This window comes from Caballeronia sp. INML1, assembly GCF_023631085.1.
GTDB lineage: Bacteria > Pseudomonadota > Gammaproteobacteria > Burkholderiales > Burkholderiaceae > Caballeronia > Caballeronia turbans.
This window is the reverse complement of the sequence record NZ_JALQDT010000004.1, coordinates 29,228-42,664: the sequence shown is the minus strand read 5'-3', so window position 1 is coordinate 42,664 and position 13,437 is coordinate 29,228. Positions and strand designations below refer to the sequence as shown.

The following is a 13,437-nucleotide window of genomic DNA, read 5'->3' as shown; positions in this document are numbered from 1 at the left end:
CTTGTCTCTGTTCGGTCGATTGTCAGGCGTGGTGCTCGGCTTCGTCGTCGCGCTCGTCGGGCTCGTCGCCCTTCTTCGCGGCGCGGCGCGCGGCATACAGGCCAAACCCGATAGCCGCGGCCGCCATGCCCCACCACTGGAGCATGTATCCGTAATTGCGCTCGACGCCGAGCGTCGGCGCGGGCCAGTTGCGCACGAGCTTGTCGCCGGTGTCGTTCGTCTGCTGAATCACGAACGGCTGGAAGGCGAGCCCGGTTTCGGCCGCATACGACCTGATATCGAGGTTCTGCCGAATTTCCTTGTGCGCGGCCGATCCGCCGCTGCCCAGCTCGAACGCCTGCGACGCATTCGCGCGCGCGATGCCTTGCACCTCGACGACGCCCTTCGGCGTTTCATACGACTCGATGCCCGTGCGGTCCGCCATGTTGCGCGGCAGCCATCCGCGATTCACGAGCACATAGCCGCCGCCCTCGAGTTTAAGCGGCATCACGACATAAAAGCCCGGCTGGTCGTTATACGGACGATTGTCCAGATACACGACGCGTTCCGGCAGGAACTCGCCGCGCGCCTCCACGCGGTGGAATTCGATCGACTTGAGCGGTATCGGCTCGACGCCGACTTCTCGCACCGGTGCGTTCTCGAACGCGACGATCTGTGCGTTGAGCGCTTCTTTCTGATGCGCGCGATCGCGTTGCCAGAAGCCGAGCCGCACGGTCACCGCAACGACGATCAGAATCAGCAGCGCGGGCCAGAACCGGATCTTCATGCTGCCAGCCTTACTGCCGGGATCCGGTCGGGCGCCGCACGGCGCGATCTGTCGAGTGAGATAATGAGATGATCCAAATTCATACTGCTCGCTGTGGTTCCTGAGCAAAAACGCTGGCTGGTTTCATGCACATCATCGTTGCTATTGCATTCATCCTTATCATCGGCAGCCTGGGTTCGGCGCTCTACTTCATGATGACCGACCGGGGCAGGACGAAGCGGATGGTCTGGTCGCTCGCGGCACGCGTGGGGCTGTCCATCTCGCTCTTCCTCTTCATCCTGTTCGCGCACTGGATGGGCTGGATTCAGTCGTCGGGCATTCCCATCGGACGATAACCCACCGCCCGGCTACGGCCCTACGAGACGTATTGTCGCGCCGCGGCACCTTTCGACGTCCTCGAAACGACAACGCCGCCCCTTGAGACGTCGAGGGCGGCGTGTTGGTCACTGCTTCTTTGCTCTCGGACCGGCGTCGCCGCCAGCCTTGCATCGCGGACGGCGCACCGCGCGCGCCCGCTTCGATATTCATTACAGCCAGTAGACGACGACGTACAGACCCAGCCACACGACGTCGACGAAGTGCCAGTACCACGCCGCGCCTTCGAACGCGAAGTGGTGCTCCGCCGAGAAGTGGCCGCGGATCAAACGGAACATCACCACGGCCAACATCGTACCGCCCAGGAACACGTGGAAGCCGTGGAAGCCGGTCAGCAGGAAGAACGTCGAGCCGTACACGCCCGAATTGAGCGTCAGGTTGAGTTCGTTATACGCGTGAAAATACTCGTAGCCCTGGCAGAACAGGAAGATCAGACCGAGCAGCACGGTCGCACCCAGCCAGATGATCGCCTTCTTGCGATGATCTTCACGCAGCGCGTGGTGCGCCACCGTCAGCGTTGCGCCGGAGGACAGCAGCAGCGCCGTGTTGATGGTCGGCAGGGGCCACGGCACCATCGCGCGGAAATGCGGCACGAGCGCGGCAGGGCCGTTGTTCGGCCACACGGCGGTGAAGTCAGGCCAAATGAGCTTGTAGTCGAGGCTGCCGAGCTCATGCATCGCGATTGCGCGGGCATAGAAGAGCGCGCCGAAGAACGCCGCGAAGAACATGACTTCGGAGAAGATGAACCAGCTCATGCTCCAGCGGTACGACACATCGACGCGCTTGCCGTACATGCCGCCTTCGGATTCGGAGATCGCGTCGCCGAACCAGTGCCACAGCACGAACAACACGAACAGCAGGCCGATGAACGTGCCGGCCGGCCCGAAGCTATGGCCGTTCACCCACGACGCCAGCGAGGCCAGCATGATCAGCAAGCCAGTTGCAGCCATCACCGGATGCCGCGACGGATGCGGCACGAAATAGTACGGGCTCTCGTTTTGACCGCTCATTGTTGATTCTCCACTTCGATCCAGTTGCTTGAATTTTCTTTTGCCGCCGGTTGCCCGACTGCACGTGCGTCGGCCATGCCCTGCGTTTTCCGTCTATCCCACTACCGCGCGCACGACGAGCAGCAACACGACGATGAACAGCACCGCTCCGATGACGCCCGCCGCAATCAGATGCAGCGGGTTCAACTGCGCGGCATCGCGTTCCAGGTCGGCCCGGCGGCGCACCCCGAAGAACGACCAGAACACCGCCTTCACGAGCTTGAGAAAACCGCCCTTGTTCGGCGTGTCCGCGCGCATGGCGTCATGAACCTTTCGCGACCGACTTCGGCGCGTTCAACTCGAAGAACGTGTACGACAGCGTGATCGTCTTCACATCCTTCGGCAGCTTCGGATCGACGACGAACACGACCGGCATGCGCTTGGTCTCGTTCGGCGCGAGCGTCTGCTGCGTAAAACAGAAGCATTCGATCTTCTTGAAGTACTCGGTGGCCTGCTTCGGCGCATAGCTCGGGATCGCCTGCGCGTTCACCGTGCGATTCTGCTCGTTGGTCACGTCGTACATCACCGTCATCACTTCGCCCGGGTGAATATCCAGCGTGTTCTGCTCGGGCTTGAACCTCAGCGGCCCGCGCGCGTTCGCGTCGAACTCGATCGAGATCGTGCGGGTCATGTCGACCTGCGTATTCTTCGCCTCACGCGCACCGACATCGCGCTGCACGAGATTGTTGATGCCCGTGATCTGGCAGATCGCCCTGTACATCGGCACGAGCGCGAAGCCAAAGCCGAACATCAGCGCCGCCACGACGAAGAGCTTAACCAGCATCGACCGGTTGAAGGACCGGTCGACATGCGAATTTTCCTGCTGAGTGGACACGTTGCTTTCCTACCCTCGCGACAACAGATATTGCCTGACGACGATACCCAGAAAGAAGACGGCGGCAACCAACACCATGATGATTCCGAGCCGCTTGTTGCCCGCGCGAATTTCCTCGGGCGTGCGTCTTTTTTGTGGATTCGGGGCCATGCTTTCCTGACTTTTTCGTTCGCGGGGCACGTTCAACGAAGCCCCGCGAACCAGACTGACTACTTATTCGACCGTCGGCGGATGCTCGAACGTATGGAACGGCGCCGGGCTCGGCACGGTCCATTCGAGGCCTTCCGCGCCATCCCACGGCTTGTCGCCCGCCTTCTCGAGTTCACCGCCGCCACGATAAGTAGGCAGCGCGACCGCGAACAGGAAGTACACCTGCGCGAGGCCGAAGCCGAATGCGCCGATCGTCGCGACCTGGTTGAAGTCCGTGAACTGCGCCGGATAGTCCGCATAGCGGCGCGGCATGCCGGCGAGACCCAGGAAGTGCATCGGGAAGAACGTGATGTTGAAGAAGATCATCGACGCCCAGAAGTGGATCTTTCCGCGCATTTCGTTGTACATCCAGCCGGTCCACTTCGGCGCCCAGTAGTACCAGCCCGCGAACAGCGCGAAGAGCGAACCCGCCACGAGCACGTAGTGGAAGTGCGCCACCACGTAATACGTGCCGTGCATCTGGATGTCGAGCGGCGCCATCGACAGGATCAGGCCCGTGAAGCCGCCCATCGTGAACACGAACAGGAAGCCGATCGCGAAGAGCATCGGGGTCTCGAAGGAGAGCGCGCCGCGCCACATCGTCGCCACCCAGTTGAACACCTTCACGCCCGTCGGGACCGCGATCAGCATCGTCGCGTACATGAAGAACAACTGGCCCGTCACCGGCATGCCGGTCGCGAACATGTGGTGCGCCCACACCATGAACGACAGAATCGCGATCGACGCGGTCGCGTACACCATCGAGCTATAGCCGAACAGCGGCTTGCGCGAGAACGCCGGGATCACCTGCGACACGATCCCGAACGCCGGCAAGATCATGATGTACACCTCGGGGTGACCGAAGAACCAGAAGATGTGCTGGTACATGACCGGATCGCCGCCGCCCGCCGCGTTGAAGAACGACGTGCCGAAGTGACGGTCGAAGAGCACCATCGTGATCGCCCCGGCGAGAACCGGCATCACGGCGATCAGCAGGTACGCGGTGATGAGCCACGTCCACGCGAACATCGGCATCTTCATGAGCGTCATGCCGGGCGCGCGCATGTTCAGGATCGTCACGACGATGTTGATCCCGCCCATGATCGACGACGCACCCATGATGTGGACCGCGAAAATCGCGAAGTCCATGCCCGGGCCCATCTGCGTGGAGAGCGGCGCGTAGAGCGTCCAGCCCGCGGCGGTTGCGCCGCCCGGCACGAAGAACGAGCCGACGAGCAGCACCGCAGCGGCCGGCAGCAGCCAGAAGCTGAAGTTGTTCATCCGCGCGAACGCCATATCCGATGCGCCGATCTGCAGCGGCACCATCCAGTTCGCGAAACCGACGAACGCCGGCATGATCGCGCCGAACACCATGATGAGGCCGTGCATGGTGGTCAGCTGATTGAAGAACTCGGGACGCATGATCTGCAGGCCCGGCTCGAACAGCTCGGCACGGATGCCGAGCGCCATCACGCCCCCCGAGAGGAACATGATGAAAGAGAACAACAGGTACAGCGTACCGATGTCCTTGTGGTTGGTGGCGAAGAGCCACCGGCGCCAGCCATGCGGCGTCTCGTGCGCATGGTCGTGCGCGTGGTCGTGACCTGCGCCTACATCGTGTCCGATGCTAGACATGACAATCATCTCCTAAAGCGAATACTCGGGGCACTTGGCAATGACGCGTGGCTTTCCGTTGCTGTCGGGCGAAGGAAAGCGACACGCTCGGCACGTCAAGCAGCCGGACTGATTTCCACGCGGCGGGCTTCCTTGTTATCGGCGCCGCCCGTGATGGTTTCCGGTTTCTTCAGCACGATACGGTCTTCCGACACGCCCGCGGCCTTCAACGCGTCGCGCACGGCTTGCGCGCGGCGCTTCGCGAGATCGGCGTTCAGATCGGCGCCGCCGGTCGCATCGGTGAAGCCGGACAGCGCAATCTTCGCGTCCGGATGCGCCTTTGCGTAGGCGGCGGCGGCCTCCACCGCGCTTTTCGCGTCGGCGGGCAGCGTGTCCTTGCCCGTCTCGAAGTAGATGCTCGCGGGCAGCCCGGCGGCTTGCGACGCTTCGGCGCCCGATGCCGCAGGCGCGCCTGCTTCGGCTGCCGCGGGCGCGGCGCTCGCAGCCTCAGGCGCCGATGCCGCCGCCGCAGTGCCGCCGCCTGCCGGCATCTTGCCCGCTTTGGCGTCGATCACCTGCTTCGGCTGGAGGAGGTCGCCCGTGTGGTTGCCCCAGTTGTTGCGCTCGAACGTGACGACCGATGCAATCTCGACGTCGTTCAGCACGCCTTGCCACGGCGGCATCGCACCCTTGCCGTGCAGCACGATATTCAGATGGTCGGCGATCGAGCCGTTCGCGATCTTGGAGCCGTCGAGCGCCGGGAACTGGCCCGCACCCTTGCCGGTCGGCTGGTGGCAGACCGCGCAGTTCGACGTGTAGACCTGCTGGCCGCGCGCCTTCAGCTCTTCCATCGTGTAGGTCTTGAGGGGATCGTCGGCGCCGGCGGCCATCTTCTTCTTTTGCGCGTCGACCCACTTCGCGTAGTCGTCAGCCGACAGCACTTCGACCACCACCGGCATGTACGCGTGCTCCTTGCCGCACAGTTCCGTACAGAAGCCGCGATAGGTGCCCACCTTCTCGGCCTTGAACCAGGTATCGCGCACGAAGCCCGGAATCGCATCCTGCTTCACACCGAACGCCGGGATGTACCACGAGTGCACGACATCGTTCGCCGTGGTGATGATGCGGATCTTCTTGTCGACCGGCACCACGAGCGGGTTGTCGACTTCCTGCAGATACAGCGTCGAAATCGGCTTCTGGCCGTTCACTTCGCTGCGCGGCGTGGAGAGCGTCGAGAGGAAACTGATGCCCTCGCCCGGACCCTTCACGTAGTCGTAGCCCCACTTCCACTGGTAGCCGGTGACCTTCACCGTGAGGTCGGCGTTGGAGGTGTCCTTCATCGCGACGACGGCCTTCGTTGCCGGCAGCGCCATCAGAATGACGATGATGAACGGCACGATCGTCCAGATGATTTCGACCGTAGTGCTTTCGTGGAAGTTGGCCGGCTTGAAGCCTTTCGACTTGCGATGCTTGAAGAGCGAATAGAACATCACCCCGAACACGCCAATGAAAATGACGGTACAGATGATGAGCATGAAGATATGGAGGCCGTAGAGCTCCTCGGCGATCTTCGTCACAGGCTGCTGGAAGTTGATCTCGTTGACAGCGGGACCGCCTGGACTGTTTTCGACCGCCAGGGCCGCGCCGGCGGTGAGCAGTGCGCCTGCCGCCAGCACGCCCGAGAGGGCTCGCTTGATTGTTTTCATAGCATCCTTACCCAAATTTTCCATTCAAACCCTCGACCCCCGTTGCATCATGCGCCTGCCGGCTCCTCTCAAAGGCGTCTCAGCGACGCCTGCAACTCGGCAGCAAATTGTTTGCGACGATGCTGTGCAAGGTGTTGTCCGATTTTCACCGATTGACCGCGCGATACGATCGTGAGCGGTTCTCTCGGCGTCGCGCCCGCTTCCACCCGCACCCAGCGCGGGTTGAACTCGAACTGCGTCAGCACTTCGGCGTTCATCTGTTCGATCAACAACCGGTTTTGATACAGCCGGATTCGTTCGTAGTCGACGGCATGGCGCGCGTAAATCACGAACGCGATGCCCACGACCGCCAACTCGACCCCGGTGAACGGCAGCACCAGCCAGGCGCCATTCAGGAACAGCGGCGTTGCGATTGCCAGCGAAAACAACGCAAGCGACAGATAGAAGCCCACGAACTGACGCGGCGACACCGAGCAGTTTCGCTTCATCAGCCAGTCTTTGATGACCGGCTCGGACTCCGTCAGCGTCTGGCTGGCTTGCATCGCTGCCTCCATCAATCCGCACGTAATCACATACTTTCGCTCGGATTTCGCCCAAATTTGTGTCAACCCAGGCGACAAACTGACGCATTATAGGCGTGTTAAGTGGCATCCACAAGCAAGGGTCGTAACGTCGCAGAGCCAAGCGCCACAAGCCTCTGCGCCCTTTTGACGCACCTTTTTGCGCGCATTTTTCGCGCAAATTTCAGACATAACGAACGCCCTATTTACCGATTCAGCGTTTCGGTTTCGAGCCTCGGCCGATATCTTGCAGACGCACGATGCCGTGTCCTTCGGCCGTCGTGCGCGGCACCGCTTTCCAGGCGTGGCCGTAGATCACTTCGAAGGTCAGCGGGATCGTGCCGTCGTCGCGACGAAGGGCGTCGAGCGCCTGATGCACCGCGCTGCGCACGTTTTTCGGATCCGCGCGCCCTGCGCCGAACGCGCGCTCGAACGGATACGCGCCCCAGCGCGTCACGTCGGCGAAAAGCGATTCGGGCGACTTGTATGTGATGGTCAGGACTTCCTGATCCATCACCGGGATTTCGAAGCCGCTTTCCACGAGCATGTCGCCGAGATCGTGCATGTCGACGAAATCGATCGTGTGCGGTTGGGGATCGAGCCCGAGCGTGCGCTCTGCTTCCCGATACGCGGCTCTGAGCTCGCGCAACGTATCCGGGCCGAACGTGCTGAACATCAGCAGGCCGTTCACCTTGAGCACGCGCTGCCATTCGGGAAAAACGACGTCCGGACGCGGATGCCAATGCAATGCGAGGTTCGACCACAGCAACTCGAACGCACTTGGTGCGAACGGCAGCTCGGAGAAATCGGCCTGTGCGAGTTGCGGGCCGCGTGCGCCGAACGCCTTCGCGAGGGTCGACGGAAGAAAGCGACGCCAGCCCGCGCCATTGTCGGCGTCCGCCGCTTCGGCGGCACGGGCGCGCGCGAGCATCGCGGACGACATATCGATGCCGGTCACCGACGCCTCTGCAAACCTTTCCCGCAGACCGCCCAAGTCCGCCCCGACGCCGCACGCCGCATCGAGGACGCGCACCGGCGCGACCTTGATGTATTCGAGACGCTCGCGCATGCGCTGCGCGATTTCGCGCGGCAAAAACGCGACCTCGTCGAAGGCGGCGGCGCGATCGTCGAAGATCGCGCGCAAGCGGCGCGGATCATAGGCCGAACGGCCGGTTTCAGGGGATGTCGGGGACATGTCGATCTTTTTGCGGAGAGTGCGAAGTATACTCGGTCGTCTCGAAAACAACCCGTGCGAAGTGCTGATACGAGGCATAAACGCTTCCTGAGGCGCAACGAATGGGCGTGTTAGCGCTTCGAGCCGTGATTTTCCCGATCTCGCCGTCATGAAAGCCGACAGCAACCGTCCTCCAATTCAAACGCCCATGGCAGCGCGCCTTCGCGAATTCGCGTCGGCCGCGAAACGGTTCGCCGCCTACGCGCTGCCGAGCCAGTGCGCGTTGTGCGGCAATTTGTCGCAAAGACTGCTGTGCGACGGTTGCGACGCGCAGTACTGGAACGAGCCGCGTCTGCGCTGCGCGACATGCGCGCTGCCGCTGTCCGCGTCTTTACTCCGACGGGAACGCGACGACACGCGTGCGCACTGCGCCGCGTGCCTCGAATCGCCGCCCGCGTTCAACGACACGCTCGCGCTCGCAGACTATCGCGCGCCGCTCGATACGCTCGTCGTCGAATTGAAGTTTCGTGCGCGGCTTGCAGCGGGCGAAACAATTGCGCGGCATTTGCTTGCTGTCTTCGAGGACAGCGATCTGCCCGCGCCGGACCTGATCGTGCCCGTGCCGCTGTCCCATGCCCGGCTCGTCGCACGCGGCTATAACCAGGCGTGGGCGATGGCGCGTCCGCTTGCGCGCATGATGAACGTGCGAAGCGACGCGTCTGTCGTGACGCGTGTGCGGCACACATCGGCACAATCGCGGCTGGATCAGGAAACGCGCCGCCGCAATGTCGCGAGCGCGTTCGCCGTTTCGGGCGATGTGCGCGGGAGACACGTGGGCGTGGTCGATGATGTGATGACATCCGGCGCGACGCTCGACGCCCTCGCCCGCACGCTCAAGCATGCCGGTGCGCGCCGCGTGACCAATTTCGTGGCGCTCCGTACGCCGAAAGATTAACCACCTTCATTCACAGCAATCCATGTTCAACGTCGTACTCGTCGAACCCGAAATTCCGCCGAACACCGGCAACGTGATCCGCCTCTGCGCGAACACGGGCGCGCGCCTGCATCTGATCGAGCCGCTCGGCTTCCCGCTCGACGATGCGAAGATGCGCCGCGCTGGCCTCGACTATCACGAGTACGCCGAAATGAACGTGCATGCGAATTGGGATGCCTTCATTGCCAAAGAAGCACCCGATGCCACGCGCATGTTCGCGTTTACCACGCGCGGCTCGACGCCGTTCTTCGATCACGCGTTCAAGACAGGCGACTGGTTCGTGTTCGGGGCCGAGACGCGCGGCCTCGCGCCCGCATTGCTGGAGCGCTTTCCGACGGAACAGCGCGTGCGCCTGCCGATGCGGCCCGGCAATCGCAGCCTGAATCTGTCGAATACGGTGGCGATCGTGACGTTCGAGGCGTGGCGTCAGGCGGGCTTCGAAGGCGGCGCCTGAGCATCGAACTCGGCCTGATAGAGCGCGAGCATGTCGTCCTGAAAACACGCAAAGACGACGTGTCGCACAGCAGGCGTGGAGGGCAAGGTGTCGATGACGGTCCGCACCGCGATCCGCACGGCCTGGTCCGATGGAAAGCGGTAGATGCCGCAACTGATCGCGGGAAACGCGAGCGACTCGCAGCCGGCTTCCTGAGCGAGTTCGAGCGAGCGGCGGTAGCAGTTTGCGAGCAGCTCAGGCTCTTTTCTGTGGCCGCCGCTCCAGCGCGGACCGACCGCGTGAATGACGTGCTTCGCGGGAAGATCGTGGCCGCCGGTGATTTTCGCATCGCCGGTTTCACAGCCGCCGAGCGTCTCACATTCGCGCAGCAAACCCTTGCCCGCCTTTCGATGAATCGCGCCGTCGACGCCACCACCGCCGAGCAGCGATTTGTTCGCCGCATTGACGATAGCGTCGACGTCGAGCGTGGTGATGTCAACGACCTGCGCTTCCAGTTTGACCATCGCACACCTCCTTGCGGATGAACGCGATGCTATTCGGCCTTCGCGTCCCGGCTCAGCAACGCCTGCACCGCATCGCGCGGAGCCACGTTTTCGAAGAGCACGCGGCATACCGCCTGTGTGATCGGCATCTCGATGCCACGCGATTGCGCGAGTCCAAGCACCGCGCGCGCGCATCGCACGCCTTCCGCGACGTGGCCGAGCGCCGCGAGGATTTCGTCGAGCGTACGTCCGCTCGCGAGTTGCTTGCCGACCGTCCGATTGCGCGACAGATCGCCCGTCGCGGTGAGAATGAGATCGCCCAGGCCGGTCAAACCGTTGAATGTCTCCGCGCGGCCGCCGAGCGCGACGCCCAGCCGCGACATCTCCGCGAGCCCGCGCGTAATCAGCGCCGCGCGCGCGTTCAGACCGAGGCCGAGGCCGTCCGAAATGCCCGTGGCGATCGCCAGCACGTTCTTGACGGCACCGCCCACTTCGACGCCGATGACGTCATCGCCGGTATATATGCGCATCGCGCCGTGGTGGAACGCCGCGACCGTGCGCGCGCCCAGTTGCGCGGACGTGCTCGCGACCGTCAGCGCGACCGGCAAGCCCTGCCCCACTTCGCGCGCGAAGCTCGGGCCGGAGAGCGTGCCGTTGCTGCGATGCGCCGGCAGTTCGGCGGCGACGACTTCGTTGGGGAGACATTGCGTATCCGCCTCGAAGCCTTTGCAAAGCCAGACGATATGCGCCGGCACGACGCCGGCCTGCCGCATCGCGCGGCACAGTGCACGCAAGCCGGCGACAGGCGTCGCGACGACACACAACGCTTCGTCGGCCGATGCGTGTGTGAGCGCCGCCGTGAAATCCGCCTCGAATGCGAGCGTGTGCGGCAACGCGACGCCTTCGAGATAGCGCGTGTTTTCGTGCGTGCGGGAGAGGGATTCGATGAGCGCGGCGTCGCGCGCCCAGAGCTTCGTGTCGTGCCGGGTCGCAAGGTGGCCCGCAAGTGCGGTGCCCCACGCGCCGGCGCCGAGAACGGCTACTTTCATGCTCGGCTCCGGTTCGGCAGAGTCAAGGTTAATGCGTCGCGCCGTTGGCCGCGCCTTCCTGCGCGTTCGCGAGCTGGGCGATGCGTTGCTCGTACAGCGCCTGGAAGTTGATTTCCGCGAGGTGAATCGGCGGGAAACCGGCGCGCGTGATCGCATCGGCGATGTTCGAGCGCAAGTACGGGAACAGGATGGTCGGGCACGCGATGCCGACGAGCGGATCGATCTGCTCGGCCGGAATGTTGCGGATATCGAAGATGCCTGCCTGCTTCGCTTCGATCAGAAACGCGACCTTGCCCGCGACCTTCGCCGTCACGGTGCCCGTGACCAGCACTTCGAAGACACTTTCGGCGAGCCGGTCGGCCTTCACGTCGACTTCGACTTCGACCGACGGCATTTCCTGCTCGAGAAAGATGGCCGGCGAATTCGGCTGCTCGAGCGACATGTCCTTCAGATAGATGCGCTGGATATTGAAAAACGGCTGATTGTTCTCGTCGGACATAGTAATTCCCTAGGTAATTCGGTATGCGGCGCGTCTATTCATTGAACGCGCCGCTAGTGTGCCTTCAGGCGGATTCGAGCAGCGGCACGAGACCGCCTTTGCGATCGAGCGCGGACAGATCGTCGTATCCGCCGACATGCGTTTCGCCGATATAAACCTGCGGCACGGTGCGCCGGCCGGTGCGCGTCATCATTTCCTCACGCCGGCCCGGTTCACGGTCGATCAGGATCTTCTCGATTGTCTCGACCCCGCGGGACTTTAAAAGACGTTCGGCCATCTGGCAATACGGGCACACGACCGTGCTGTACATCATCACTTTCTTCACTTGACTGCTCCTTGTTTCACCACCGGCATGCCGGCTTTTTGCCAGGCGTCGACTCCACCTTGCAAAACGTGGACCTCGGCGTAACCCGCTTCGGACACGGCGCGGCTCGCACGCTGCGATTCTTGACCGGTTTGGCAAACGAGCACGACCGGATTGCTCTTATTCTTTGCGATCTGGCCGATTTTTGCTTGAAGCTCCGTCAATTCGACGTTTCGTGCCTGCGGCAGATGCCCTTTCGCGAATTCGGCAGCCGGCCGCAGATCGACGATCACGGCATTGCGCCGGTTGATGAGCGTGGTGGCTTCGGCAGCGGAAATGCCGCCTCGCCCGCGCCGCGAGATGGCGGGCCAGAGGAGCAGCGCGCCGGAAACGAGCGCGATGACAATGAGTGCGATATTCGTGTAATTGGTGAAAAACGTCACGTCAGGGCCGCCAGAATTTAGTAGGAAAGGAAGAAAGGGGAATTGGGGCAATCGGAGCATTATAAAATAACCGTTTCCCGCGATGGCCTCCGCCGTCCGGCCGATGGCGACGCCCCGCCTGCACGCGCAGGATGACGGGGTGCGATCGGCGCACCCGCTTTTTCAACTGACCGACCGAAATCATGTACAAGCTAGTGCTCATCCGCCACGGCGAATCGACGTGGAACAAGGAAAACCGCTTCACCGGCTGGGTCGACGTCGACCTGACCGAGCAGGGCAACCGGGAGGCGCGTCAGGCCGGCGTGCTGTTGAGGGAAGCTGGCTACACGTTCGATATCGCCTATACCTCGGTGCTCAAGCGCGCGATCCGCACGCTGTGGCACGTGCAGGACGAGATGGACCAGATGTACATCCCGGTCGTGCATTCGTGGCGTCTGAACGAGCGGCACTACGGCGCGCTCGCGGGTCTGAACAAAGCCGAGACGGCCAAGAAGTACGGCGACGATCAGGTGCTCGTATGGCGCCGCAGCTACGACACGCCGCCGCCCGCGCTTGAACCGGGCGACGAGCGCGCGTCGTACAACGATCCGCGCTACGCCAAGGTGCCGCGCGAGCAGTTGCCGCTCACCGAGTGTCTGAAGGACACGGTCGCACGCGTGCTGCCGATCTGGAACGAGTCGATCGCGCCGGCCATCAAGTCGGGCAAGCAGGTCGTCATTTCGGCGCACGGCAACTCGATCCGCGCGCTCGTCAAGTATCTGGACAATATCTCCGATGACGACATCGTCGGGCTGAACATCCCGAACGGCGTGCCGCTCGTCTACGAGCTCGACGAAAACCTGAAGCCCATCAAGCACTACTATCTGGGCGATCCGGAAGCCATCGCGGCTGCGCAGGCCGCTGTCGCCAAGCAGGGCAAGGCGGGCTGAGGCCGTATCGCAGGC

Annotated in this window: 18 protein-coding genes; 4 read left to right on the top strand and 14 right to left on the bottom strand. The window is 62.9% G+C overall.

Going from position 1 to position 13,437, the window contains the following annotated elements; genetic code table 11:
* Positions 1 to 22: 22 nt before the first annotated feature.
* A complete protein-coding gene (locus NCR38_RS01220) occupies positions 23 to 766 on the bottom strand; it encodes an SURF1 family protein (RefSeq protein ID WP_250476231.1) in 744 nt (247 codons plus the stop codon).
* A gap of 125 nt (positions 767 to 891) precedes the next feature.
* Between NCR38_RS01220 and NCR38_RS01215 the strand changes: the two genes are divergently transcribed.
* Positions 892 to 1,101 carry a twin transmembrane helix small protein gene (locus tag NCR38_RS01215; protein WP_061116867.1) on the top strand — a complete coding sequence of 70 codons (210 nt, stop codon included), beginning with the start codon at positions 892 to 894 and terminating at the stop codon, positions 1,099 to 1,101.
* A gap of 192 nt (positions 1,102 to 1,293) precedes the next feature.
* Here NCR38_RS01215 and NCR38_RS01210 read toward each other — a convergent pair whose 3' ends face one another.
* The 8 genes from NCR38_RS01210 to NCR38_RS01175 form a co-directional block, all read right to left on the bottom strand.
* Positions 1,294 to 2,151: a cytochrome c oxidase subunit 3 gene (locus tag NCR38_RS01210; RefSeq protein ID WP_250476230.1), complete on the bottom strand. Its 858-nt coding sequence runs from the start codon at positions 2,149 to 2,151 to the stop codon at positions 1,294 to 1,296.
* A gap of 93 nt (positions 2,152 to 2,244) precedes the next feature.
* Positions 2,245 to 2,448 carry a DUF2970 domain-containing protein gene (locus NCR38_RS01205; RefSeq protein ID WP_061116865.1) on the bottom strand — a complete coding sequence of 68 codons (204 nt, stop codon included), beginning with the start codon at positions 2,446 to 2,448 and terminating at the stop codon, positions 2,245 to 2,247.
* A gap of 4 nt (positions 2,449 to 2,452) precedes the next feature.
* Positions 2,453 to 3,025, bottom strand: coding sequence for a cytochrome c oxidase assembly protein (locus tag NCR38_RS01200; protein WP_061116864.1), 573 nt, complete (start codon positions 3,023 to 3,025; stop codon positions 2,453 to 2,455).
* 9 nt (positions 3,026 to 3,034) lie between these two features.
* Positions 3,035 to 3,175: a cytochrome oxidase small assembly protein gene (locus NCR38_RS01195; protein ID WP_008351762.1), complete on the bottom strand. Its 141-nt coding sequence runs from the start codon at positions 3,173 to 3,175 to the stop codon at positions 3,035 to 3,037.
* A gap of 63 nt (positions 3,176 to 3,238) precedes the next feature.
* Complete coding sequence (gene ctaD / locus NCR38_RS01190; RefSeq protein ID WP_061116950.1) at positions 3,239 to 4,849, bottom strand: cytochrome c oxidase subunit I; 1,611 nt, start codon at positions 4,847 to 4,849, stop codon at positions 3,239 to 3,241.
* A gap of 95 nt (positions 4,850 to 4,944) precedes the next feature.
* Positions 4,945 to 6,558 carry a cytochrome c oxidase subunit II gene (coxB, locus tag NCR38_RS01185; RefSeq protein ID WP_061116863.1) on the bottom strand — a complete coding sequence of 538 codons (1,614 nt, stop codon included), beginning with the start codon at positions 6,556 to 6,558 and terminating at the stop codon, positions 4,945 to 4,947.
* A gap of 44 nt (positions 6,559 to 6,602) precedes the next feature.
* Positions 6,603 to 7,076 (bottom strand): DUF2244 domain-containing protein, encoded by a 474-nt coding sequence (locus tag NCR38_RS01180; protein WP_061116949.1) that lies wholly within the window; start codon positions 7,074 to 7,076, stop codon positions 6,603 to 6,605.
* Positions 7,077 to 7,308: 232 nt separating this feature from the next.
* The gene (locus NCR38_RS01175) at positions 7,309 to 8,289 is read right to left on the bottom strand and encodes a methyltransferase domain-containing protein (protein WP_250476229.1); all 981 of its coding nucleotides are present in this window, start codon (positions 8,287 to 8,289) and stop codon (positions 7,309 to 7,311) included.
* A 175-nt stretch (positions 8,290 to 8,464) separates the two neighbouring features.
* On the opposite strand from NCR38_RS01175, the gene NCR38_RS01170 reads away from it, so the two are divergent.
* Both NCR38_RS01170 and trmL read left to right on the top strand, forming a co-directional pair.
* On the top strand, positions 8,465 to 9,223 hold the full coding sequence (locus NCR38_RS01170) for a phosphoribosyltransferase family protein (RefSeq protein ID WP_409241417.1): 759 nt from the start codon (positions 8,465 to 8,467) through the stop codon (positions 9,221 to 9,223).
* A gap of 22 nt (positions 9,224 to 9,245) precedes the next feature.
* On the top strand, positions 9,246 to 9,716 hold the full coding sequence (gene trmL / locus NCR38_RS01165; protein ID WP_061116861.1) for a tRNA (uridine(34)/cytosine(34)/5-carboxymethylaminomethyluridine(34)-2'-O)-methyltransferase TrmL: 471 nt from the start codon (positions 9,246 to 9,248) through the stop codon (positions 9,714 to 9,716).
* Here the strand turns inward: trmL and NCR38_RS01160 are convergent.
* The 5 genes from NCR38_RS01160 to NCR38_RS01140 all read right to left on the bottom strand — a co-directional run bounded on the left by NCR38_RS01160 (position 9,689) and on the right by NCR38_RS01140 (position 12,493).
* On the bottom strand, positions 9,689 to 10,219 hold the full coding sequence (locus NCR38_RS01160) for an O-acetyl-ADP-ribose deacetylase (RefSeq protein WP_250476227.1): 531 nt from the start codon (positions 10,217 to 10,219) through the stop codon (positions 9,689 to 9,691). The genes trmL and NCR38_RS01160 overlap by 28 nt on opposite strands.
* Positions 10,220 to 10,248: 29 nt before the next feature.
* Positions 10,249 to 11,247 carry an NAD(P)H-dependent glycerol-3-phosphate dehydrogenase gene (locus tag NCR38_RS01155; RefSeq protein ID WP_061116859.1) on the bottom strand — a complete coding sequence of 333 codons (999 nt, stop codon included), beginning with the start codon at positions 11,245 to 11,247 and terminating at the stop codon, positions 10,249 to 10,251.
* Between the two features lie 28 nt (positions 11,248 to 11,275).
* Entirely contained in the window at positions 11,276 to 11,746 is a 471-nt protein-coding gene (gene secB / locus NCR38_RS01150; protein WP_061116858.1) for a protein-export chaperone SecB, read from the bottom strand.
* A gap of 64 nt (positions 11,747 to 11,810) precedes the next feature.
* Positions 11,811 to 12,071, bottom strand: coding sequence for a glutaredoxin 3 (gene grxC / locus NCR38_RS01145; protein WP_061116857.1), 261 nt, complete (start codon positions 12,069 to 12,071; stop codon positions 11,811 to 11,813).
* On the bottom strand, positions 12,068 to 12,493 hold the full coding sequence (locus NCR38_RS01140; protein WP_061116856.1) for a rhodanese-like domain-containing protein: 426 nt from the start codon (positions 12,491 to 12,493) through the stop codon (positions 12,068 to 12,070). The genes grxC and NCR38_RS01140 overlap by 4 nt, the downstream gene beginning before the upstream one ends.
* A 182-nt stretch (positions 12,494 to 12,675) precedes the next feature.
* Between NCR38_RS01140 and gpmA the strand changes: the two genes are divergently transcribed.
* The gene (gpmA, locus tag NCR38_RS01135; RefSeq protein WP_250476226.1) at positions 12,676 to 13,422 is read left to right on the top strand and encodes a 2,3-diphosphoglycerate-dependent phosphoglycerate mutase; all 747 of its coding nucleotides are present in this window, start codon (positions 12,676 to 12,678) and stop codon (positions 13,420 to 13,422) included.
* The last annotated feature ends 15 nt before the right edge of the window (positions 13,423 to 13,437 follow it).